The organism is Glaciecola sp. SC05 (assembly GCF_041380235.1).
Taxonomy (GTDB): domain Bacteria; phylum Pseudomonadota; class Gammaproteobacteria; order Enterobacterales; family Alteromonadaceae; genus Glaciecola.
Genome location: NZ_JBGIYY010000005.1, coordinates 1 through 22,100 on the forward strand (window position 1 = coordinate 1; position 22,100 = coordinate 22,100).

Below are 22,100 nucleotides of genomic sequence, written 5' to 3' on the forward strand. Positions count from 1 at the left end.
CGACAGCATTAAACGTTTTAACGCCATTGAGCACTTTTACCAAAATCGAACTATGGTTGGCTTACAAAAGACACAAAGTCATAACTTGAATAAAAAGCTCTTGAGTAACGAAGCAATAGTATTGCCTGACTTTTCACCGAGCATAAAAGCGTTCAGCCGGCCAATAGGCTATGCATTTAACGACTCTCCAGCGTATTTTAAAAACCTATTTAACGAGCTAGAGGCTCGGATAAAAGATATTGACGTGCTCGGCGATTTGAGTGCAGTCATGGCGCAAGGTAGCCATGATGAAGCCTCTGAACTGCGTATTCAGCGTTTTTATGCGCTACAGAACGTTTTATCTACCATTACGCTGCGTAACACTAGCGATTTAACCAAGATATTGCACCAGCGTTTAAAAGATGACTTCCCAGGCTATCGCCTATTTGATCTCATCTCCGGCGTTCAGTTTTTTGCTAACAAGCCAACAGCAGTGCATCTAAAACACACTAATCATTTTGCCTCGGCAGAGCACAACGACGAGGTATATCAGTATCGAAGAATTCGCTGTGACGTGCAGACGCAAGCAAGTGAATCAGAAACGATAATAAGCGAGGGCAAAAAGCATGACTGACCAAATTTCAGCAGCCTCAGAGCTAAGCTTTGGGCATTTAAATCAGCATATTAGCGCTCGCATCTATCAGCGCTTTACGCAAGGAAAAGTCATTCCCAAACTCGGTTACGATAAGCTTAAGTCGAGCAGTTTTGAAGATAAAGACTATACCTATTTGTTCAGGTATGTTGATGAGTTTTCTTTATTGTACCGCCTTATTGGTAAGCAATTAGAGCATAACGCTCAGGGTGAATTCTTTTTCATTAGCAGTGCATCAGACAATGATGAGGACGAGGCTGATGAGCATGCGCTTAAAACACAATCCATTGTACTTGTGCTAGCACGGCATTTTGAGATGTCGGGCCGCAGCATAGATAACCTTACCGTTGACTCACTTGGCTTTAACGACAAAGACATTGAAGAGATTGCTAAGAACGATGAATACAGCGCAATATGTAAGGCGCTGAAAATACCAAATTGGTTTAAAGCGATTGAATATTTGGCTAATAGGGGCTTTGCGTTTGAAACCAGCAGCAACCATTACTTTTTGTCGAGCGCGGGCAGGGCTTTTTGTGAGTCAGTTATTGCGGCTTATGATAGTAGGTAGGGCGTGTTAATTTGCACCGCTATGGGGCCATTCGACTTGCGGCGTAATGGCACCATCTAATTTGCACCTAATGGCACCACCTGATTTGCAGCTAATGGAGCCACTTTAGCCATCCTTTTCCCTCTCAAACTTCATTGTAAATAGCGTATCTTGATGTCTACTTTTTAGACAAGGAGATGCGCATGGCAAACAAGAGGTTTGAAATGTACGAATATCGACAAATACTCGTTCGGATGCGAATGGGTGAATCTAATCGCGCTATTGCTCAAAGCGGGCTAATGGGGCGCAAAAAGGCGCAGAAGTTAAGGGATACCGCACTTGAGCATGGCTGGCTAGATAAACTCAACCCCCCTACCTGACAACGCCCAATTGGCAACCGTACTGAATGTTACTGTGCACAAGTCATCATCAAGCGTGTCTTGTGTGCTCCCTCATGCTGAGAAGGTCAAAAAGTGGATTGAAAGCGGCGTGCAAGGCAGCACTATCCATCAAAAGCTGGTAGATAGTTACGGCTTCACTGGAAGCTGTTGGGCGGTAAATCGGTATATCAAAAGTGTGATTGCCAGTGAGCCACATTCTAGTGTTGAAAGAAAAAGACTGATTATGATTATTCTAAGTTTAAGAATAAGGACAAAATTCACTAAGATGCTTTCAAAAGCCGAGTGTTTTTTATTTTTCTAAGATTATTAGCGCAATAATATTTACGGTTTTGTACGTACCAGCTGACTTCGTTTAATGGGTCATCACGAGCGAAGTTTCATCTGGATAAAAGCTGAAAATGAAGCGATGTTTTAAATATCATACTGATTATGTAAATAATTGTGACTCCAGGTAACGCTGAAAATAGCAATCGTGTTATTCACAACCACCCTTATTGTTTATGCCAATATAAAAATAGACGCAGAGCGATATAGCTCTTAAGAATAATTATTATCCAGAGTTCAGGTTTATTAGCTAATATAATTTTTACGTCTGATTGTTGAAGTCGACTAATGTCGCATAAAGCCTGCTTTTTGCGTCGTGCCCCATTAAAAATTACTCTGCTGCTTTTGCCTTTCAATCTTGTTCATAAATTCCAAAGAACACGAGTTTATTATACACAAACTATTAACAAGGCTATTTTTTATAATAATAAATAATAACTTTTTTTACACATGTAGATCTTACTTTTACATCGTTCAAAATTAGATGAAAGCCCATGTAATGATGCACTTGGAGCTCTAACCTTAAATTCTCTCAATCAAAAAAACAATAGTATTTGCCACGATCAATATACGAAAAATAAATAAATAATTAATAATTAATTCACATTTGATGGCATATTATGATAGTTTGTGACTTTATCTGATTGGATTAGATTGAATTGGATTGAATTGAATTGGTAAGCGACTCAATCAAAAAACTAAACTCAGTAACATTATTAAATAAATTAAAAACGCTTGTTAAGTCGACAACAAAAGACGTTTAAAGCACTAAACACACTCGGAGGAAGTATGGCTCATACACACAACAGCAGACGATTTGCTCAAAATGGTATTCCCGCTGCTACTGCTGCAATATTGTTAACAATTAGCTCGCCCACATTGATTGCACAAGAAGTGAATAGCGCAGTTGAAAATGAAGCAACAACAGAAATTATAGAAGTAACGGGCGTTAGAAGCTCGTTAGAAAACGCATTGAACGTAAAGCGAAACGCTGCATCAATTGTAGACGCAATTTCGGCTAACGATATTGATGCCCTGCCTGCACTAGATTTAGGTGAAGCACTTCAAGCCATTCCAGGTGTACAATTAAACAACGACGACGAAGGTCGGCAGAATTCAATAAGCTTGCGTGGTCTGGGCGACGGGTTTGTAAAAACCACAGCGTTTGGCCAATCTTTTGCTTCTCCTTCGCCTTCGCGCAGCCTCAGTGCTGTCGGTTCTCCCAATCCTTTTGCAGCATTCGAGCCAAGTGTTTTTGACGGCGTAACCGTAGTCAAAAGTCCAACTGCAGATTTACAAGAAGGCGGCGTAGCTGGGATCGTAGATAAAAAGCTTCAACAAGCCTTATCAAAGGCTGACGGGAGCTTGAACTTAAGTGTTGGTGGGCGCTATGAAGAATTAACAGGTGAAACCGACCCAAATATCCGTTTGTCTGGTGTTAAGCACATCATTGAAGATAAGCTTGCAGTTGCCTTTAAAGTTGGAGCTTCGGGTCAGACCTTTAGGCGTGATACCTTTGATATTATTGATTACACATCTGTAGATGATGACGGTGCCGATGTTAGAGCGACAAATGTCGCAGAATACAGAGAACGTTGGGGTATTCCAGATGATGCTCAGTTAAGGGCACCAGCGAGGGGTCGAAACGTTACTGAATTCAGTGACGGTGACAGAATTTCATTAACCGGGAATATTGAGTATCGTGTTACTGATGATTTCAAATTGGGCGCCCATATACTCTTTTCAGAGCGTAATTTAGATGATGGCACAAAAGAAGCCACGACATTCAGCCCTGGTTTCAATACTAACCGTCGAGACAGAGATAACTTTGATGGCCGTGTAACACTCGATCTAGATTCAGCGCCGTTTGCTTACGATCGGATTTCTGATGCGCCTGATGCTGGGCAAATCTTTGGCGTTTCAAGCTATGACTACGTCAACGGCAGCCTTCAAACTGAAAACCGAAAAACGACCTTCAAGGAAAGTACAGGAGGCGTTATATTGTATGCCGATTATGCTAAAGAAGATTGGTTGATTGATGGCTTAATTACACACTCTGAAGCTGAAAATAATTTTGAAAATGTAGGTATTAACTTTGTTCACAACCAAGATTGGAGAAATCGATTCAATTTTACTGACAGTGAAGGCCGCCGCTCGGTTCCTAGTATCCCAACTGGTTTTAACGGCAGTATTAGTTCTGGGGGTGGAGACTTAGATCAAATTGTGGTGTCAGGCGGGTTTGATCAACCATATGTTTACGACAATTTGGTATGGTCAGTACCCACTTTAGTTGGTGCTTCAATTTCGTCAGTATCAGACGCCAATCAGGGGCGCCGGCTTAACTTTGGTATTAATGGTCGGGTGCAGGACTTAACGCGAGACATGAGTAGCGCCGAATTTAACGCTCAACGCTATACAGATTTTGGTTTGGGCGACGTACTTCGCTTCGATACGGTAAAGTTTGGTGCGCATTTTTCAAGAGAGAGCTTAGAAAGTCTGGACCAACGTCAAGGCCCTGCGGGTATCAATGTGGGTAACGTGTCTAGTGATTTTCTTACTTCTAATGTTCTGTCGTCTACTCAAAGCGATTATTTCAACGGCAATATTCCAGGTACCTTTGACAATACCAGTGGATGGCTGACTTTCGACAATGATGCGACTATTGCAGCTTTACAAGAAGGGATTACCAATGATGCGTCTGAGCTGGTAATTGGTACCGGAAACATTGCATCGGTTCCAGATTTACTGACTCGAAACCGCACAGGGTTTTGGGACACTCTGGACCGAAACTCAGGCTTGCCTACCAATATCGGATTTAACTTCGACGCTGAGCAGGATATTTTGGCGGTTTATTTGATGAGTAACTTCTCTGGGCGGTTAGGAGCGGTTGAATACACAGGTAATATTGGAGTTAGGCATATTCAAACTGACAACTCCTTCAATGGATTCGAAACTCAGGTCGATGCTCAGGGCCGCAATGGTATTGCAGTTTTTACTAACTTTAAAGACGATTACAATCATACGTTACCAATGATGAACGTTGCCTTCGAACTGCACGAAGACGTAGTGCTTAGAGCAGCCTATTATGAAGGCATCGTTAGACCAAATTTATTAGCACAGCGTCCAACAGCAGCTGTCCGTGGCGGTTCTGATAGTGTTAGGATTACATTGCCTACGGCAACGGTAGAACCCTATGAGGCGACTAACTATGATATTTCTTTGGAATGGTACAACCGCAGTGGAAGTGCTATTTCAATCGGTTTCTTCAAAAAAGATATCAGCAATTTGTTTGACCAAGAATCTGGCTTTTGCCCAGAAAATAGCTCAAATGCGATTGTTGATGCGCTTATCGGACCGGTTGAGCGGATTACCGATGAGCAGGGTATCTTAGTGGGGTGTCAACAACTGACAGCCACTATTGATGATGACGGCAATGAGATATTTCGTGATGTAGAAATTACCGCGCCAATCAACATTGACGATGAGATAACAGTAGAAGGTTACGAGTTAGCTATTCAGCAAAAACTCGACTTCCTACCCTATCCTTGGAGTGGTTTTGGTGGAGTATTTAACTACACTAAAATAGAGCAATCAGGCAGTGAAGTTGAACTTCAGCGCGTATCTCCGGAATCTTTTAATATTATCGGTTACTGGGAAAACAAAAAGGTTAGTTTGCGTCTTGCCTATAACTGGAGAGACGATCAAACTTTGCGCGGAGCTAATTCATTCTTGGGCACCAATGCTCGAACACGTCTTGCTCAAGGTAGATTAGATTTTGTTGGCTCGTATGCACTAAATAGAAAAACCAAGCTCTTTTTACGTGCCTTTAACCTTACTGATGAAATTGGTCAAGAGTTCTTAGGGACTGATGAGAGAGCGGTTAGTAGAATTACTTACACAGGTCGAATCTATCAAGTTGCTGTAAACTATCGCTTTTAATCTTAAGTGATATCCATATACTAGAAGCTCAATGGCAATAGTATGTTAATTGAAAAGCCCGTCTTAAATGAAGACGGGCTTTTTGTTTGCGCTATGCAGCATTAAGTGACCATGATAGTTTACGATGATGAAGCGTTGAAACCATCTTCGAATCTTAGAGCGGGTTTACAAATTTATTCTTGTCAACAATAGCACCTCTATACTGTATTACCTGCGCTGCAACCTTATGACCAACTAAAGCTGCCTCAGACGCACTTTTTCCATTTAGGCGGCCAGCAATATAACCTGCGTTAAACGAATCGCCTGCTGCGGTGGTATCGACGGGCTTAATTGCTTGTTCAACAGCAACTAAGGTTTTTTCTTCTGCAGAGATTACCCAACAGCCACTCTCTCCATTTTTCACCACCAATTCGGCAATATTGAAGTCCTTGTAATAGTCAAATAGTGCGTCTAAATCTTCAAAGCCATGCATCATTACTTCGTCATCAAAGGTTGGTAAGTACCACGATACATATTTCAGAATACGGGTGTTCCAGTGAATCGCCATTTGCGTGTTGGTCCAATTCCGTGGACGGTAGTTACCGTCATAAATAATAGTTTTCCCAAGCTTTGAAAGCTTTTCGAGACAGTTGCAAAGCACCTCTCGTTGATGATCATCAAAGACCGATAGAGTGATCCCCGACAAATAAATAAAATCGAGCTCGCGTAATTGCCGCATAAACTTATCGGTATCGAGCGCGTTCAGGTAGTCTTTAAATGCGCTTTGCTGACGCCAGTAGTGAAAGCTACGCTCGCCATGATTGTCAACTTCAATAGCATAAATGCCGGGGAGCTTATTGGCTAATTGCAAAACATATTCAGTTTGTATGCCTGCGCTACTCCATTCCATCAACAACCAATTACTGTAGTGATCATCACCCAGTGCAGAAAAAAAATAGCTCTCAACGCCCAAGCGAGACGCATATAAGACGGTATTTAAAGTATCCCCGCCAAATTTCAATGATGCTTGGGAAAAGTCTAACTTGTTTTCGTGAGAAATTTCGAGCATACACTCGCCGATTGCGCCGAGCTTCATTTTGTTACCCTATGTCTGTTTTGATTTCACAATAGTTTACCATGCCGTATTTATATTTGGTAAGATGAGATGAGCGATTATGCAAAGTTTGATTAAATATAGGTGATTTATAGTGAGCATAAAAATGAAATTGTTGATTGTCTGCATCGTTTGCCTATTTGTCGGTGCGTGTTCTTCTTTACCATCGGGCAATATCAAACTGCACGAGCAACTTGGCTTAATCGAGCTTGGCTCACCTTTTACCGATAATATGGTCTTACAACAGGGCACTGAAGTAGCGATTTATGGGTTTGGTGAGCAAGGAGCAACAGTCACTGTAAAAGGCTCTTGGGGGGCGGTAAGCCGCACATTAGTTAAGTCAGACGGTAAATGGTTGCTAAGGCTAAGCACACCGAAAGCCGACAAGGTTGCGCATTCGGTTTCTATTTCGAGTGCTAACCACATAATGTTAAATAATGTGCTAATGGGTGAAGTTTGGCTGGCATCGGGTCAATCTAATATGGAATGGCCGCTTTCCAAAACTAATGAATTTGAAGCGACATTGGCGAATCTCGATTGTACAAACATTCGATTACTTAACGTTGCGCGCAACCCCCAAGTAAAGCAAAGCGATGCTATGGATGGGTTTTGGCAGCCGTGTAATAAAACGTTGGTTACGAATTTTTCTGCAGTGGCCTTTCATTTTGCTGCGACCTTAAATAGTGATTTAGACGTGCCAGTTGGTATCATTCACTCGTCTTTTGGCGGCACTCGCATCAATCCTTGGAGACCACTGAGCGCCTTTGAGTCCAATCAACAGCAAATTCGAGATACTAATGCCAACATTGAAAAAGTCTTAGATAGACATAAGGTATTGCTTGCGCAAGGAGCCAGTAAAAACGAGCTACAGAATAACCTTAGGCGAGCGCCTAGCTTTTTATATAACGGGATGATTCATCCAGTAGTGCCTTACACACTAAAAGGCTTTATTTGGTACCAAGGCGAAAGCAATCTATTTGACGGGATGCACTACGCGGCTAAATTCAAAAGCTTAATTAAGACTTGGCGAGAAAGATGGACACAAGATTTTAAGGACCCTGCGGCAAAACTGCCGTTTTATTTTGTGCAATTAGCTCCTTACGGCTACTCAAAAAACCCCTCACGCAAAGTAGATACGCCTTATTTACTGCCTTTATTAAGAGATGGGCAGGCCAGTGCGTTAGATTTACCAAATACGGCTATGGTAGTGATCACTGACAATGGTGACGAAAGCGACATTCATCCTAGAAACAAACAGGTAGTAGGAGATCGCTTAGCTAAGCTAGCGCTGCGGGATACGTATCATAGAGATATATTGGCTGACTCCCCCCAGTTACAAGACTTTCAAATAATTAAAGACAAGGTATATTTACAGTTTATGTATGACAATGGGCTTCAATCCAAAGATGGAGGAGCCTTATCTTGTTTTGAAATAGCAGGTGAAGACCAAGTTTTTTATCGAGCAAGGGCAGTACTTGTTGATGGAAAAGTAAAACTAAGCAGCCCCGACGTGAGTTTACCAGTGGCTGTGCGTTTTGCATGGCATGAGTTGGCCAATCCAAACTTGGTCAATCAAGCTGGTTTACCCGCTCGCAGTTTCAGAACAGACAATTGGGATATCGCAAATTTACCGGACACTGCCAAATAAGCTTAATGATAGATAAGTAGTTATTGCTTACAGATTAATACGAGCGGCACAAAGGTGCTTTAAAAATGTGCAATCGTTATATTCATACACCACTATTCCGTTATATGTAAATGAAATGTTAATTTAATCGTAGCTTGATTTTATATTCAAAATGATTAATTAAATTTGCGTTTTAAATTAACTAAATTCAACAAATTCAATGTGATAAATAGAATTTTAATATCTAACTGAAGTTGGTTACACAAGCTAATAACGCAAGCTAAAGCACTATGTTGGTGATTGAAATTGATTTAAAATGCTTGACTGTGTTCGCTTAGGCGTTAATATGGCGTTACAAATGTAAATGACCGTGTATCGATACATTGGAGAGACGCGACAGATGTCGAAAAAAAAAGAAGACTTTAAACATGTTAATTACGATTGGGATGACGCTTACGCCGAAAATCTAAGCGAAGTAGAGAGCTTAGTATACCGTTCTAATATTTTGGGTGCAGACCAGAGAATCACTAATACTGGCGGCGGTAACACCTCAGCAAAACTCATTGAGACTGACCCTCTTACCGGCGAGCAAGTCGAAGTGCTTTGGGTAAAAGGCTCTGGCGGTGATCTGCGCACCGCGAAGCTAGAGAATTTTTCCTCGCTGTATCAGGGCAAATTAACCGCTTTGGACGCTACGTATCAAGCTCGCGACGATAAAGGTTATAAGTCTCCAGGCGAAGATGCCATGATAGGCATGTATAAACACTGTAACTTTTGTTTAAACCCTCGCGCCTCTTCTATAGATACCCCTTTACACTCAATGATTGCCGAAAAGCATGTTGATCATTTGCATCCAAATGCGGTTATTGCAATAGCCTCTTGTAAAGACCAAGAAGCACTTACCGAAAAAGTATGGGGCGGTAAAATGGCATACGTGCCTTGGATGCGCCCTGGTTGGGAAGCGGCAATAGTATGTGAGCAAGCATATGCCGAGAAACCAGACAGCATAGGTATTTTACTTGGTCAGCATGGCCACACTAATTGGGAGTCAGAAAGCAAAAGTTGCTATGAGACTTCTTTGTGGGTCATTGAGACTGCGGCTCGTTATATAGAAGCGCACGACAAAGGTGAGCAGACCTTTGGCGGTGCAAAAGTAAGAAGTTTGTCGTATGAAGAACGTCATAGTTTATTGACCAAATTTTTGCCGGTAGCAAGAGGCATTATTTCAAATAAAGTTAAATTTATTGCGACGGTGCAATGTGATGAAGTTGCCTTAAGATTTGTTAACAGTGTCGATGCGCCTCGTTTAGCAAAGCTTGGCACATCATGCCCGGATCATTTTTTACGCACGAAAATTCAGCCTCTGTATGTGGATTTCAATCCAGAAACGGACGACTTTGACGCCTTAGTTGAAAAGCTTAACGCGGGTATAGAGCAGTATCGCATTGAATATGCTCAGTACTATGAGGCCTGCAAACGAGATGACTCTCCTGCTATGCGTGATCCTAGCCCAACGGTTATCTTGATACCGGGTGTTGGGATAATTGGTTGGGGTAAAAATAAATCAGAGTCTAGGGTGACTACTGAATTTTATAACTGCGCCATTGAGGTCATGCGTGGCGCCGAAGCCATTAGTGAGTACACCGCATTACCGCAACAAGAAGCATTTGATATTGAATATTGGGCCTTGGAAGAGGCGAAGCTTCAGCGTATGCCAAAAGAGGCGCCCCTAGCTCGTGATGTTGTGGTAGTGATTGGTGCTGGTGACGGCATTGGTAAAGAAACTGCGTTCCGCGTTGCCAAAGAAGGCGCACATGTTGTATGCGCAGACTTACGTTACGAGGCGGCGCAAAAGACCGCTGAGGAATTAACCGCAATATATGGTCAGGGTATTGGTGTAGCGGGCACCGGTATATCGGGCTGCGGCCCTGCAATTGCGCAGGCAGTTAACATCACGGAGCGCGCTAGTGTTCAGGCGATGTTTGAGCAAGTCATTATGGCTTATGGTGGCATCGATAAAGTCATCATTACCGCAGGCGTATTTTTAGCACCAGGACAATCTGGCATGAGCGATGATGAGCAGTTTGACATGAGCTTTGCGGTCAACGTTAAAGGTGGTTACATCGTTGCAACAGAAGCCAATAAAATTTGGCAGGCCCAAAAACTGCAAGGCGCTATGGTATTGACCACAAGCGTTAATGCTGCGGTATCTAAAAAGGGCTCATTGGCATACGACACATCCAAGGCAGCCGCTAACCACTTAGTGAGAGAGTTAGCAGTAGAGCTAGCGCCTTTAGTAAACGTTAATGGCTTGGCGCCAGCAACCGTCGTAAAAGGCAGCACAATGTTTCCGCGTGAGCGCGTGATTGCATCTTTATCTAAATATAATGTTGAGCACTCAAGCAATGACTCAGATGAAGAGTTACGCGACAAATTAGCCATGTTTTATGCGCAGCGCACGCTTACTAAGCAACCTATAACACCCGCCGATCAAGCAGAGGCAGCTTATTTGATGGTGTCGGGTCAGTTGAGCAAAACCACCGGACAAATCATAAGCGTGGATGGCGGCTTACACGAAGCATTCTTGCGTTAGCACTAGGCAAAATTCGTCAACGTAAAAATTAATAAAATATAGATAGGAATTTAAGTATGACACAGCAACGTATCGATAAGGCGCTGATAGCAGAGCAGAATGCAAAGACAGAAGCTTATGTCAAAGAAGACTATGAAGCCTTGGGCAACAAGTTGGCGCGTGACAATATCAATATTGACGAAATTACGGCCAAAGCAGAAACATTCCAAATTGCTGTCCCGTCTTGGGGTACTGGAACCGGTGGTACGCGTTTTGCGCGTTTTCCTGGCGAGGGTGAACCACGTAATATTTATGAAAAGCTTGAAGACAGCGCAGTTATTAATGATTTATCGCAAGCGACTGAACGTGTCTCTCCGCATTTTCCTTGGGATAAAGTAGATGATTTTAGTGAATTAAAAGAGGCCTCCGACGCCTTAGGTTTGAAGTGGGATTCGATAAACTCAAATACCTTTCAAGATCAACCCGGTCAGGAGCATAGTTTTAAATACGGAAGCTTGAGCAACACAAGTAAGGCGAGCAGAGATTTAGCCATTGCTCACAATCTAGATTGTATTAAATGGGGCCAAGCTTTAGGTTCGAAAACCCTCACCGTTTGGGTAGGCGATGGCTCTAACCATCCAGGGCAGCAGCATTTTCAACACGCGTTTGAGCGTTACCTTGAGAGCATGAAAGAGATCTATGCTGGATTGCCGAGCGATTGGGAATTGCACATTGAACATAAAATGTTTGAGCCTGCATTTTACTCCACGATCATTCAAGACTGGGGAAGTAATATTTTAGCGGCTATGGAGCTGGGCCCACAGGCCAAGTCTTTAGTCGATTTAGGCCATCATGCGCCTAACGTAAACATCGAGATGATTGTGTCGCGCTTGATTCAGTTTAAAAAGTTAGGTGGGTTTCATTTTAACGATTCAAAATACGGCGATGATGATTTAGACAGCGGAAGCTTGCATCCATATCAACAGTTCCTGATTTTCAATGAATTGGTAGATGCTGAGTATCGCAAGCAAGATGCTTTCAATCCAAACTACATGCTCGACCAATCGCATAATGTAACCGACCCAATCGAAAGTTTAATGAATTCGGCGGCAAGCGTTCAGCGTTCTTATGTTTCAGCATTAATTGTTGACCGCAGCTTACTCAGTCAGTATCAAGCAAATAATGACGCAATTATGGCAAGTAATACGCTTAAAGATGCCTTTACTACTGACGTATCGCCTATTTTGCAAATGGCGCGTTTACGCAAGGGTGGAGCAATTGATCCGATTGCGACTTATCGCGCGTCCGGCTATCGCCAAGCGGTTGCAAAAGTTCGTCCAAATAGCGGTGGTAACGGCTCAGGGATAGTCTAGCCAAAAGCGCCACGAAGTATCGAATACATAACAACAATAAAAGTTAATCCAGCGAGCAAGACAAGCCACTGGCATTAGCAAATTCGGAGAACAATATGTCTACAGTCCAAGAGTTTGAAACACGACCGGTCTCACCCGACAAGTTGCAGGGACCAAGGCCCTTTGCAGCTAGCTACTCTGGCGAGCACGTTGCGGGAACTGAGTTTGTGATTGGCGCTTTGTTTGTATCTTGGGGGGTAGGAGCGGTTGATATCTTGGTTGGTTTGTTATTCGGTAATTTGTTGGCAGTGCTCACGTGGGGCCTTATCACAGCCCCCATTGCCACCGATACCCGCTTAACCCTTTACGCTTATCTAGAAAAAATCGCCGGGCCCGGCACAATCAAGCTTTATAGTGTGGTCAATGGAGCTTTGTTCTGCGTCTTAGCAGGGGCAATGATAACTGTTTCAGCCTCTGCAGTAAGAATACTCTTTGGAATAGAAGACCAAGTGGGTTACCTACCATCAGATTATCGCTTTGTGCTAGTGGTGCTGGGAGTAGGCGCAGTGGTTGTATACATGGCGGTTAAAGGTTTCAAAAAACTCGCGGCATTTGCAGAGGTATGTGCACCATGGATGATCCTAATGTTTGTGGTTGGTGCCCTAGTCATGATGCCCACGACGATAGCTGCTACGGCAGGCGTCGATAGCATCAGCAGTTTTAGTGATTTTTTAACCGTTGCCAGTGAGTCAATTTGGAGAGATACAGAGGGCGAAATAGGTATATGGCATGTTGTTGCCTTCGCATGGGTGGCAAATTTAGCTATGCACGGTAGTCTCGGAGATATGACCCTGCTTCGTTTTGCGAAAAGCCCTAAATACGGATACTTCTCGGCACTCGGAATGTTCATAGGACATTATATGGCGTGGATATGTGCGGGTATCATGGGCGCCGGAGCAGCGATTGTATTGAAAACAAGCATTACTGCAATCGATCCAGGCTCCGTTGCTTTCACGGCCTTAGGTGCCTCGGGCATTCTTGCAGTTATTATCGCTGGTTGGACAACCTCTAATCCTACCATTTATCGTGCCGGTTTAGCCTTCAGTTCATTAAACCATTCATGGGGTAGAACCCGCGTAACGATTGTCGTTGGGGTCATCACCACGATAATTGCGTGTTCGCCATTTGTGTTTTCTGGCTTGCTTGGGTTTGTAGGTTACATGGGCCTATTATTAGCGCCGGTAGGAGCAATTATTGTTACCGAGCATTGGATATTCCCTAAAATTGGCTTAACACGGTATTGGTCATCCTACAAAGGAAACACGACTAATATGGCGGCGTTTATCACTTGGATAGTCGGCATGGCTGTGGGGATTGCAGTAGAGCAAATGGGCTTGTTACACCTGTTTTTTATTCTAATACCGCTTTGGATTTTCTCTACTGTCCTGTACATCGCGCTTGCATCTGCGATGGGAGCAAAAGATACTTACCCTGAGGCTGGTGCAGCCGAACAAACTGAAGCCGACCGAAAAGCGGCTGAGGCGCAGTATCTGCAAAGCTCTGCAACTAGCGATGCCACTCATAATAAAGATGTACCATTGCTCGCAAATATTGCTAAGTATGTGTCGTGGGGAGCCCTGTTATATTGCGCTTATATGGGAGTAGCCGCATATATGAATAATGATATGCAAACGATTACGACATGGCTTATTGTGCCGACCTTAGTGTATTTTGTTACCGCAACTTACGCTTATCTGGCGGTGTCTGATGGCAGTGTTGAAGAGGCTTAAGGCATCTGATACAGACTTTTCATTGCCTGTTATCATCGCCTTTATTAAGAACTTGGTTTACATAAGCTAGACATCGTTTATTGCGAGTCTAGCCTACATTTTATTCTCAGGCTTTATAGTCTAAGCCTATCGCCGTGTAACGCTTTATATCAACATAAATTAATCATCACTATGACAACTGACAAAGCTCCGCATACACTCATCATTGATATTGGTAAGACTCACGTTAAGTTACACGTGCTTGATCGGCAGTTTGACTCCGCATTTTCAAAACAGATGAGTAATTCGGTTGATGTTAGCAGTATTTATCCAAGCGCCGACGTGGCGAAAATTTGGGATTGGATGCTCAATACTATCAAAGAAGTGTCTCGGCGGTTTTTGGTGTCACGTATTACCATTACTACTCACGGCGCAACAGCCGCATTGATTGATAGAGACTCCTCATTAAAAGATGGTTTGGTGCTACCGGTTCTAGACTATGAATTCGCCCCAACGTTTAGTGATACACCTGAATATGAATACATTCGCCCTGAGTTCGTCGATTCATGTTCACCAAGTTTACCAGCGGGGCTTAATTTAGGAAGGCAACTTTACTGGTTAAAGAAGACGTTTCCTGCCCAGTTTAGTCAAGCAACAGATGTATTGATGTATCCTCAGTATTGGGCCTGGCGCTTTACCGGTAAACGTGTGTCTGAAATTACGTCTTTAGGTTGCCACACCGACTTATGGTCAATTAGAGATCAGACTTACTCTGCATTAGTTGCAGAACTTAATTGTCAACACTTGTTCCCACCCATACAGCCGGCATGGTTTAGTTGCGGCAAGCTACATCCAGAATTAAGTGCCGATTTAGGACTAGATTCAAGCTGTGAATTTTACAGTGGTCTGCACGACAGTAACGCGAGCTTTCTACGGTATCGATTGGCTCAAGACAGTTTGCCATTCACAGTAGTGTCTACAGGCACTTGGACCATTCTAATGGCTTCTCAAGTACCCTTATCTACTCTGGACCCTAAAAGAGATATGCTAGCTAATGTGGATGCATTAGGAACACCTATTGCATGTGCAAGATTTATGGGGGGGCGCGAATTTGAGAGTATCTGCGAACAAGCAGGCTCTTGGTTAGGCGAGCAATTTGAAGAAAGCCACCTCCAAGCAATTATTGATAAATCAGTTTTTGCATTACCTGATTTTAGTGATGGCTCAGGGCCTTTTGGGGGAAGAGGATCAGAATTTGTTGGACCCGTAGAAAAAGTTAGTGGAATTGCTTTAGCCACCATGTACTGCGCCTTAATGATTGATTATCAGTTAACCATGCTGCAAGCCCAAGGTAAGGTCATTATTGAAGGGGCATTTTTGAAAAACCCGTTGTTATGCGCGGTACTTAATCAGCTTCGAGCTGAGCAGAGTGTGTGGTTATCAAGAGATGCAACAGGCACCGTACTAGGCGCAGCGTACTTAACTGATTGGGAAAAAATAAAGGTTGATGTTGAATTGCAGCCAGCAGAAATGTCTGCCTTACGCAGTTTGCAAGCCTATCGTCAGCAGTGGCTGGCTTTGTTGCAACAATGACACAAGCAAGCACCCAACTGACATCGTCTCTTTAGCAAACGGTCAGGGGCATTTTTAACCGAGTCATAACATTAATAAGCGCTAGCTTATTCATCCAGCGCTTCGACAACGATAACTTCTATGCCTTTATCTTCAAAAAAGCGAATGTCTTCCAGAGAGGCTTGAGAGTCGGTGATCAATATATCGACATCGCTTAGTGGGCAAAATACAAAATTACTGCGTTTACCAAACTTCGAACTGTCTGCCAAAATTACCAGCTTTTCAGCTTGTTTTTTGAGCTTTTGTTCAGAACGGATTAACAGTGGATCAGATTCCATTACACCAAACTTGCCAATTCCAGGCGTGCCCATAAACATCATACTGCCGTAGTAATATTCGGTGCAGTCGTTGTCATATGAGCTAAGGATGATCCCTTGTTCACGATAAATTTCACCGCCAGGAAGGGTGACTTGATTGTCACTGTTTTCAGTAATGTGATTAGCAAGTACAAATGAATTAGTCAAAATATTCAAATCTAATGCAGGTAAAAATTGGCCCATCATATAGGTTGAGCTACCGCCATTAATGATGATGGAGTCGCCATCTGAACAAAGCTCTACCGCGCGTTGTGCGATTCGCTTTTTGGTTTCAGAACGCTTTGTCTTATCAACCATAAACGCCGAACTAGCAATGTGCTTCTTTTTTGGCTCGCTGTTTATCGATTCGGCACCACCACGTATCTTATTGATCTCGTTACGTTTTGCCATTTTGGTAATGTCGCGTCTGATAGTAGCTTCAGACGTATTCAATTTTTCGGTTAAGCTACGTACACTCGCAAATTGTTGTTGATCAAGAATATCTTTAATCAATTGTTGCCTATGTTTCTCTAACATTGGTAAGCCTTTCTCTGAGATACTACTAACATTGTTGCTCATTTTCTAACCCTTATTCTAGTCGGCTAATTCGGCTATGTACACTTTTAATATATTTTAGTTTAAATTGATTAAAAATGATAATAAATGTTTAAAAGTGATTTTTGTGGATTGTTTTTGAAGGGTTTTTTTTGGAAAGCTGTTATCATATTATTAACATTTACTTCAATTATTGCTCTGAAAAATATGATTTATTTACGATATTGATTGAAAAATGAATGCGTTTTAAATACTCATAATTGCGCTAAATGCGTCATTTACAATCACAGCGGGTAAAGGTAGACTTGTTGGATATTCATTAGCACGATTTTTTCAGATTTAGCGCTCAGTATAATGCGTCAAAATCATTATTACTTTAGCCAACAAAATTAAGTTGCGCGAAGTTAGGCAGCTATTTTCTTTTTTGTTATCGAAATAAATAATTGGAAGTTACTATGCAAGAATATCTTAATAAGCAGTTTAGTTTGTATGGAAAAGTTGCGATTGTTACAGGCGCAACTCGAGGACTGGGTCAAGCTATGGCAGTTGCGCTGGGAGAGGCTGGAGCCACGGTAGTAGTGGTTGGTTCAAAACTTGATAATCTTTCGAACACCATCGATATTCTTACAGCAAAAAACATCCCCCTTTTGGCATTAGGATGCGACCAAAGCGATGGCGAACAAATTGTCAAAGTGATTGAGGATGCGATGGCGGAATTCGGTAAAATTGACATTCTTGTGAACAACGCGGGTACGATCAAGCGTTCACCCGCCCATGAATTTTCAGACGATGACTGGAATGAAGTAATCAATATTAATCTCAATGGTGTGTTTAAGTTTTGTCGCGAGGCGGGTAAACACATGTTGAAGCAGGGCTCTGGCAAAATAATTAATATAGCATCGTTGTTGAGTTTTTCTGGTGGTATTACTGTTCCGGCTTATGCAGCGAGTAAGGGCGGAGTCGCGCAATTAACAAAAGCTCTGGCAAACGAATGGGCAAGCTCTGGTATACAGGTAAATGCTATAGCTCCTGGTTATTTTGAAACCGATAATACATATAATTTACGTAAAGACGAAGAAAGGTTTGCCAGTATTACCGCAAGGATACCATGTGGGGAATGGGGTAAGCCTGAGGACATGGCTGGTGCAACGGTGTTCTTGTCAAGCCCAGCGTCAAACTATGTGAACGGCCATATTATGTTAGTGGATGGTGGTTGGATGGCGCGCTAAGTAAAGTTGCTCGTTTTTTTAATTAGTAATTCCATTAAGGATGTCACATGAAATTTATGTTCTCTGCCGACAAGAGAAGCTACAAAAATATGCGCAACGACGAGTTGCGTGAAGCCTTTGTTACCGATCCTCTATTCATAGACGGCAGCATTAATTTAACTTATACCGATGTTGATCGAGGCTTGGTAGGCGGGATAGTACCAACATCTCAAGCCCTAGAACTGCCAACGCATAAACAACTTGCAGCAGATTATTTTTGCCAACGCCGTGAAGCTGGGGTCATCAATATCGGCGGCAGCGGCAGTATCACAGTTGACGGACAAATCTACGCAATGGCCAATCGAGACAGCTTGTACATTGCCAAAGAAAGTAAACACATTGAATTCCGCTCTGACGATAAATCAATGCCTGCGAAGTTCTATCTAGTGTCATACCCTGCTCATCGAGTGACCAAAACCGTTCATGTACCTAAAAGCCTAGCGCATACTATTCATTTAGGCGCGCAAGAGACCTCAAACGAGCGGACAATTTTTCAGTCGATCCGCCCCGGTATAGTCGACAGTTGTCAGTTGGTTATGGGGATCACTGAACTGAAGACCGGCAGCGTTTGGAATACTAAGCCTCCTCATACGCATTTTAGACGCACAGAAATATATATGTATTTTGATTTGCCAGTTGAAGAAAGGGTGTTTCATTTAATGGGTGAGCCTACTGAAGTTCGCTCGCTATCATTGCCAGGCGAAGTAGCAATAGCATCGCCTGTGTGGTCAATCCATAGTGGTGTAGGCACCACTAATTATACCTTCATATGGGCAATGGGCGGCGAAAATCAAGAGTTTGATGATATGGACCACATCAAAGTATCTGATTTAAAATAAGCGACACGCAACTAGTTAATGAAATAAGTGCACTTCACCTCTTGAAGTGCGCTTCAACCCTATCGGGTCTCAGTCCTCACCAGCTTTTTTTCAAGACAACATTACTCAAGCAACACTCGCACAAAATATAACCGCGATTTTTCTGATTACGCCAGCGGACTGCAGTATGTGCCTTGAACGCAGACTTTTCATATTACTTGTACAAGGAATATTACTAATTTAGCCAGTTTCGAAGTAAAAGCATCGCATGAAAACTGTGATTTTTGTGTTGTCGTTTTGTTGCAATTGTTTACATAAAAGGTCATTATGATTCAAAAGCAATCATAATATGGTTGCGCTTGAATCAAACAATAAGAGAGTTTATCCCGCTATGAGCATAAACATAAAGCAAGCTTTCGATGTGATTGTGGTAGGGTCAGGAATAACAGGCGGATGGGCAGCAAAAGAATTTTGCGAAAAAGGCTTTAATACGCTGGTTATCGAGCGGGGTCGTAATATCGAACATCGTGGACCCGAATACAAAGATATGCAAGCTCCATGGGAACTGCAAAATAGAGATTTAGGCACTGAAAAGTACGATGAGGAGGGCCGTTATCAGCTATTTAAAGAAAAATTTGGCAAATACCGCTCAGAATTCATGCATTTTTTTGCAGACGAGAAAGAACACCCTTATTCACATCCTGACGATAAGCCCTTTATGTGGACGCGTGGTTATCAACTAGGCGGTCGTTCGCTCACTTGGGCTCGCCAAGTTTATCGTTGGGGACGCACAGATTTTGAGTCCAACGCAAAAGATGGGCACGGTGTACCCTGGCCCATTGGATATGACGATTTGGCTCCTTGGTATGAATACGTCGAACGCTTTATTGGTGTGTCGGGCAATGAAGACGGTCTTGATAGCGTACCTGACTGCGTCTCTCAAAAAGCCTTTGAAATGAGTTGCGCAGAGAAATTCGTATCAGACAATATTGCTAAAAGTTATAAAGACCGTCGCTTAATTTCTGCGCGCGCGGCAAATCTAACTGAACCTACCCCCGAGCAAAGGTCACTAGGCCGAGGAAAGTGCCAAGCAAGAGCATATTGCAAACGTGGTTGCACTTTTGGTGCATATTTCAGCTCACTGTCGGCAACCTTACCTGCCGCTAAAGCAACGGGTAACTTAAGCATTGTTACCGATGCTATTGCTTCGCATGTTGACTATGACCAAAGCAGTGGCAAGGCCTCTGGCGTTACTGTGATAGATGCCAACACGAAAAAGAAGAGCCAGTACAAAGCAAGAGTGGTTTTTCTGTGCGCCTCAGCACTGGGTTCAGTGCAAATAATGCTAAATTCTAAGTCAGACACCTTTCCGAATGGCATTGCCAATTCGAGTGACGCTCTTGGCCGCTACATAATGGATCATTTCACCGGAGTAAGGGCCAGTGCCACAGTACCAGGGCTTGACGATAAATACAGTTTTGGACGCCGTCCAATTGGTACTTATATTCCCAATTTCCGCCAGCAAAAAGCCGCTGATGTAAATTTTGTGCGTGGTTATGGCTTTCAAACCTCGGCGTCCCAGCGATCAAATACCGGTAATTCAGCCAATCGTGCCGGAATTGGAGCCGTAACAAAAGCCCAAGCAAATCAACCCAGCGATTGGGTGATTAGAGCATTTATGTATGGTGAAATTTTGCCTTATTATAACAATAGAGCAACTTTGCATCCCACTAAAACCGATAAATGGGGGATGCCGCAACTGCATATTGATGCGAAGGTCGGCGAAAACGAGCGTAATATGACCGACCAAGCCGCCAAAGATATTGAAGAAATGTTAGATGCGGGCGGTTGCACCAATATCAAAGTTAACAAAGTTAGCCGCAGTACTCATATCAGCGTGGGCGCTAGAACTCACGAAATGGGCGGTGCATGCATGGGTAGCAATCCAAAAACATCAGTGTTAAACGCTTGGTCGCAAGCTCACGACGTACCAAATTTATTTGTTACAGACGGTGCGGCAATGTCATCTTCAGCAACCCAAAACCCTTCGCTCACCTATATGGCGATTACTGCACGAGCGGCGGATTACGCTGCTAAATTATTAAAAGCGGGTACTCTGTAATGGATCGTCGTCGTTTTGTCGCCGCTGCTGCAGTGTTTGGAGCAACAACAGGATTGGCCGCATGTGTAAGCAACACCCCCCAGAGGATTGCAAAAAACGATGAGCCAACAACTACGCTTATGCCCTTAGAAGAGCGTAAATTTTGGTTGTCCTCGTTTGCCTGCAATATTGAACAGTGGTTTCGTCCTATGCCTTTTTTAGAGCGGATTAACGCCGCCAAGGCGCTGGGATTTTCTGCGGTTGAAATATGGAACCCTAACAATCCAAAGATCGGTAAGACACCCGGTGCCATAGCTGCTCGAGCAAAACAGCAGGGAGTTCGTGTTACCAGTTACTCGCCCAACCCTCCGAATTTTGCGGACCTTACAAAAACGCAAGAATTTTGGGAATGGTTAGATATTGCTATTGCGTCTGGCAAAGCTCTTAACGTGTCAAATTTTAACGTTACTGGTCATAAAATCATAGAGGGCCTGAGTAATGAGCAAATGATCGAAAATTACACCAAAATGCTCAAGTTAGCCGCCCCAAGATTAGAAGACGAAAACATGGTTGCCACCATTGAGCCATACAATCCTTTTTCGCACAAAGGGCATTTTATATATGGTAACGAACCAGCCTTGAGTATTTGTCGCGAAGTAAACTCTCCCAGCGTTAAAATCAACTGGGATTTTTTTCATATGCAGCGCACCAACGGCAATTTGATTACCAATCTTGAGAATGGATTTGATCAGGTCGCGTATATTCAACTTGCAGACTCGCCTAATCGGAATCAACCTGGTACTGGTGAGGTAGCATACGAAAAGGTCCTCATCCGTTTGCGAGAGCTCGGATATACGGGGTTCATAGGAGCCGAGTTTTTTCCCGAAAATAAAGACGCACAAAGAGCAGCCTCTGACATAGCAAAACTAGCAAAGCGGATCAACTTATCTCCACCATTAGTTAAAAGCCTTTAACAATATTGCTGAAAATCATCATGGTTTCCATTCTTGCATTCTTGAATTAATGCTTAAGTTGACCCGAAATAATCAAATGTCAGATTTTTATCGGTCAAAAACGCCGGGATTGGCGCCTGTATTACAAAGCATGGATTATTTGAATCACAGGCCAGTAGTTGATCATATAGCAGGAGCAATTAGTGAATAAACTAATGTTGA

General features: G+C 43.0%; 15 protein-coding genes. 13 read left to right on the forward strand and 2 right to left on the reverse strand.

Translation table 11 applies throughout. The features are described 5' to 3' along the window. The 4 genes from AB9H30_RS06075 to AB9H30_RS06090 form a co-directional block, all read left to right on the forward strand. Nucleotides 1-613 (forward strand): hypothetical protein (locus AB9H30_RS06075; RefSeq protein ID WP_371193758.1); only part of this gene is annotated, 613 nt, incomplete at its 5' end. Next, nucleotides 606-1,199, forward strand: a complete 594-nt coding sequence (locus tag AB9H30_RS06080; protein WP_371193759.1) for a hypothetical protein — start codon at nucleotides 606-608, stop codon at nucleotides 1,197-1,199. The genes AB9H30_RS06075 and AB9H30_RS06080, both read left to right, overlap by 8 nt. A gap of 182 nt (nucleotides 1,200-1,381) precedes the next feature. Further along, nucleotides 1,382-1,558, forward strand: coding sequence for a hypothetical protein (locus AB9H30_RS06085; RefSeq protein WP_371193760.1), 177 nt, complete (start codon nucleotides 1,382-1,384; stop codon nucleotides 1,556-1,558). A 1,134-nt stretch (nucleotides 1,559-2,692) separates the two neighbouring features. Further along, entirely contained in the window at nucleotides 2,693-5,842 is a 3,150-nt protein-coding gene (locus tag AB9H30_RS06090) for a TonB-dependent receptor (protein ID WP_371193761.1), read from the forward strand. A 154-nt stretch (nucleotides 5,843-5,996) separates the two neighbouring features. Here the strand turns inward: AB9H30_RS06090 and AB9H30_RS06095 are convergent, their stop codons facing one another. Then, the gene (locus tag AB9H30_RS06095; protein ID WP_371193762.1) at nucleotides 5,997-6,917 is read right to left on the reverse strand and encodes a sugar kinase; all 921 of its coding nucleotides are present in this window, start codon (nucleotides 6,915-6,917) and stop codon (nucleotides 5,997-5,999) included. Nucleotides 6,918-7,041: 124 nt separating this feature from the next. Between AB9H30_RS06095 and AB9H30_RS06100 the strand changes: the two genes are divergently transcribed. From AB9H30_RS06100 to AB9H30_RS06120, 5 genes are all read left to right on the forward strand, one after another. Beyond that, a complete protein-coding gene (locus AB9H30_RS06100; RefSeq protein ID WP_371193763.1) occupies nucleotides 7,042-8,583 on the forward strand; it encodes a sialate O-acetylesterase in 1,542 nt (513 codons plus the stop codon). Between the two features lie 379 nt (nucleotides 8,584-8,962). Next, nucleotides 8,963-11,155 carry a bifunctional rhamnulose-1-phosphate aldolase/short-chain dehydrogenase gene (locus AB9H30_RS06105; protein ID WP_371193764.1) on the forward strand — a complete coding sequence of 731 codons (2,193 nt, stop codon included), beginning with the start codon at nucleotides 8,963-8,965 and terminating at the stop codon, nucleotides 11,153-11,155. Nucleotides 11,156-11,211: 56 nt separating this feature from the next. Next, nucleotides 11,212-12,507: an L-rhamnose catabolism isomerase gene (rhaI, locus tag AB9H30_RS06110; RefSeq protein ID WP_371193765.1), complete on the forward strand. Its 1,296-nt coding sequence runs from the start codon at nucleotides 11,212-11,214 to the stop codon at nucleotides 12,505-12,507. Between the two features lie 95 nt (nucleotides 12,508-12,602). Then, nucleotides 12,603-14,276, forward strand: coding sequence for a cytosine permease (locus tag AB9H30_RS06115; RefSeq protein ID WP_371193766.1), 1,674 nt, complete (start codon nucleotides 12,603-12,605; stop codon nucleotides 14,274-14,276). 171 nt (nucleotides 14,277-14,447) lie between these two features. Next, entirely contained in the window at nucleotides 14,448-15,848 is a 1,401-nt protein-coding gene (locus AB9H30_RS06120) for an FGGY-family carbohydrate kinase (protein WP_371193767.1), read from the forward strand. Nucleotides 15,849-15,934: 86 nt separating this feature from the next. Here AB9H30_RS06120 and AB9H30_RS06125 read toward each other — a convergent pair whose 3' ends face one another. After that, nucleotides 15,935-16,762 carry a DeoR/GlpR family DNA-binding transcription regulator gene (locus AB9H30_RS06125; protein WP_371193768.1) on the reverse strand — a complete coding sequence of 276 codons (828 nt, stop codon included), beginning with the start codon at nucleotides 16,760-16,762 and terminating at the stop codon, nucleotides 15,935-15,937. A gap of 431 nt (nucleotides 16,763-17,193) precedes the next feature. On the opposite strand from AB9H30_RS06125, the gene kduD reads away from it, so the two are divergent. The 4 genes from kduD to AB9H30_RS06145 all read left to right on the forward strand — a co-directional run bounded on the left by kduD (nucleotide 17,194) and on the right by AB9H30_RS06145 (nucleotide 21,899). After that, nucleotides 17,194-17,967, forward strand: a complete 774-nt coding sequence (gene kduD, locus AB9H30_RS06130; protein ID WP_371193769.1) for a 2-dehydro-3-deoxy-D-gluconate 5-dehydrogenase KduD — start codon at nucleotides 17,194-17,196, stop codon at nucleotides 17,965-17,967. 47 nt (nucleotides 17,968-18,014) lie between these two features. Further along, nucleotides 18,015-18,845, forward strand: coding sequence for a 5-dehydro-4-deoxy-D-glucuronate isomerase (kduI, locus tag AB9H30_RS06135; RefSeq protein WP_371193770.1), 831 nt, complete (start codon nucleotides 18,015-18,017; stop codon nucleotides 18,843-18,845). Between the two features lie 370 nt (nucleotides 18,846-19,215). Next, nucleotides 19,216-20,946 (forward strand): GMC oxidoreductase, encoded by a 1,731-nt coding sequence (locus tag AB9H30_RS06140; RefSeq protein ID WP_371193771.1) that lies wholly within the window; start codon nucleotides 19,216-19,218, stop codon nucleotides 20,944-20,946. Next, nucleotides 20,946-21,899, forward strand: coding sequence for a TIM barrel protein (locus AB9H30_RS06145; protein WP_371193772.1), 954 nt, complete (start codon nucleotides 20,946-20,948; stop codon nucleotides 21,897-21,899). The genes AB9H30_RS06140 and AB9H30_RS06145 overlap by 1 nt, the downstream gene beginning before the upstream one ends. Nucleotides 21,900-22,100 lie beyond the last annotated feature (201 nt).

Coding starts and splice junctions, on each gene's coding strand:
- AB9H30_RS06080 (WP_371193759.1), top strand. CDS start 606: ATGACTGACCAAATTTCAGCAGCCTCAGAGCTAAGCTTTGGGCATTTA.
- AB9H30_RS06085 (WP_371193760.1), top strand. CDS start 1,382: ATGGCAAACAAGAGGTTTGAAATGTACGAATATCGACAAATACTCGTT.
- AB9H30_RS06090 (WP_371193761.1), top strand. CDS start 2,693: ATGGCTCATACACACAACAGCAGACGATTTGCTCAAAATGGTATTCCC.
- AB9H30_RS06095 (WP_371193762.1), bottom strand. CDS start 6,917: ATGAAGCTCGGCGCAATCGGCGAGTGTATGCTCGAAATTTCTCACGAA.
- AB9H30_RS06100 (WP_371193763.1), top strand. CDS start 7,042: ATGAAATTGTTGATTGTCTGCATCGTTTGCCTATTTGTCGGTGCGTGT.
- AB9H30_RS06105 (WP_371193764.1), top strand. CDS start 8,963: ATGTCGAAAAAAAAAGAAGACTTTAAACATGTTAATTACGATTGGGAT.
- rhaI (WP_371193765.1), top strand. CDS start 11,212: ATGACACAGCAACGTATCGATAAGGCGCTGATAGCAGAGCAGAATGCA.
- AB9H30_RS06115 (WP_371193766.1), top strand. CDS start 12,603: ATGTCTACAGTCCAAGAGTTTGAAACACGACCGGTCTCACCCGACAAG.
- AB9H30_RS06120 (WP_371193767.1), top strand. CDS start 14,448: ATGACAACTGACAAAGCTCCGCATACACTCATCATTGATATTGGTAAG.
- AB9H30_RS06125 (WP_371193768.1), bottom strand. CDS start 16,762: ATGAGCAACAATGTTAGTAGTATCTCAGAGAAAGGCTTACCAATGTTA.
- kduD (WP_371193769.1), top strand. CDS start 17,194: ATGCAAGAATATCTTAATAAGCAGTTTAGTTTGTATGGAAAAGTTGCG.
- kduI (WP_371193770.1), top strand. CDS start 18,015: ATGAAATTTATGTTCTCTGCCGACAAGAGAAGCTACAAAAATATGCGC.
- AB9H30_RS06140 (WP_371193771.1), top strand. CDS start 19,216: ATGAGCATAAACATAAAGCAAGCTTTCGATGTGATTGTGGTAGGGTCA.
- AB9H30_RS06145 (WP_371193772.1), top strand. CDS start 20,946: ATGGATCGTCGTCGTTTTGTCGCCGCTGCTGCAGTGTTTGGAGCAACA.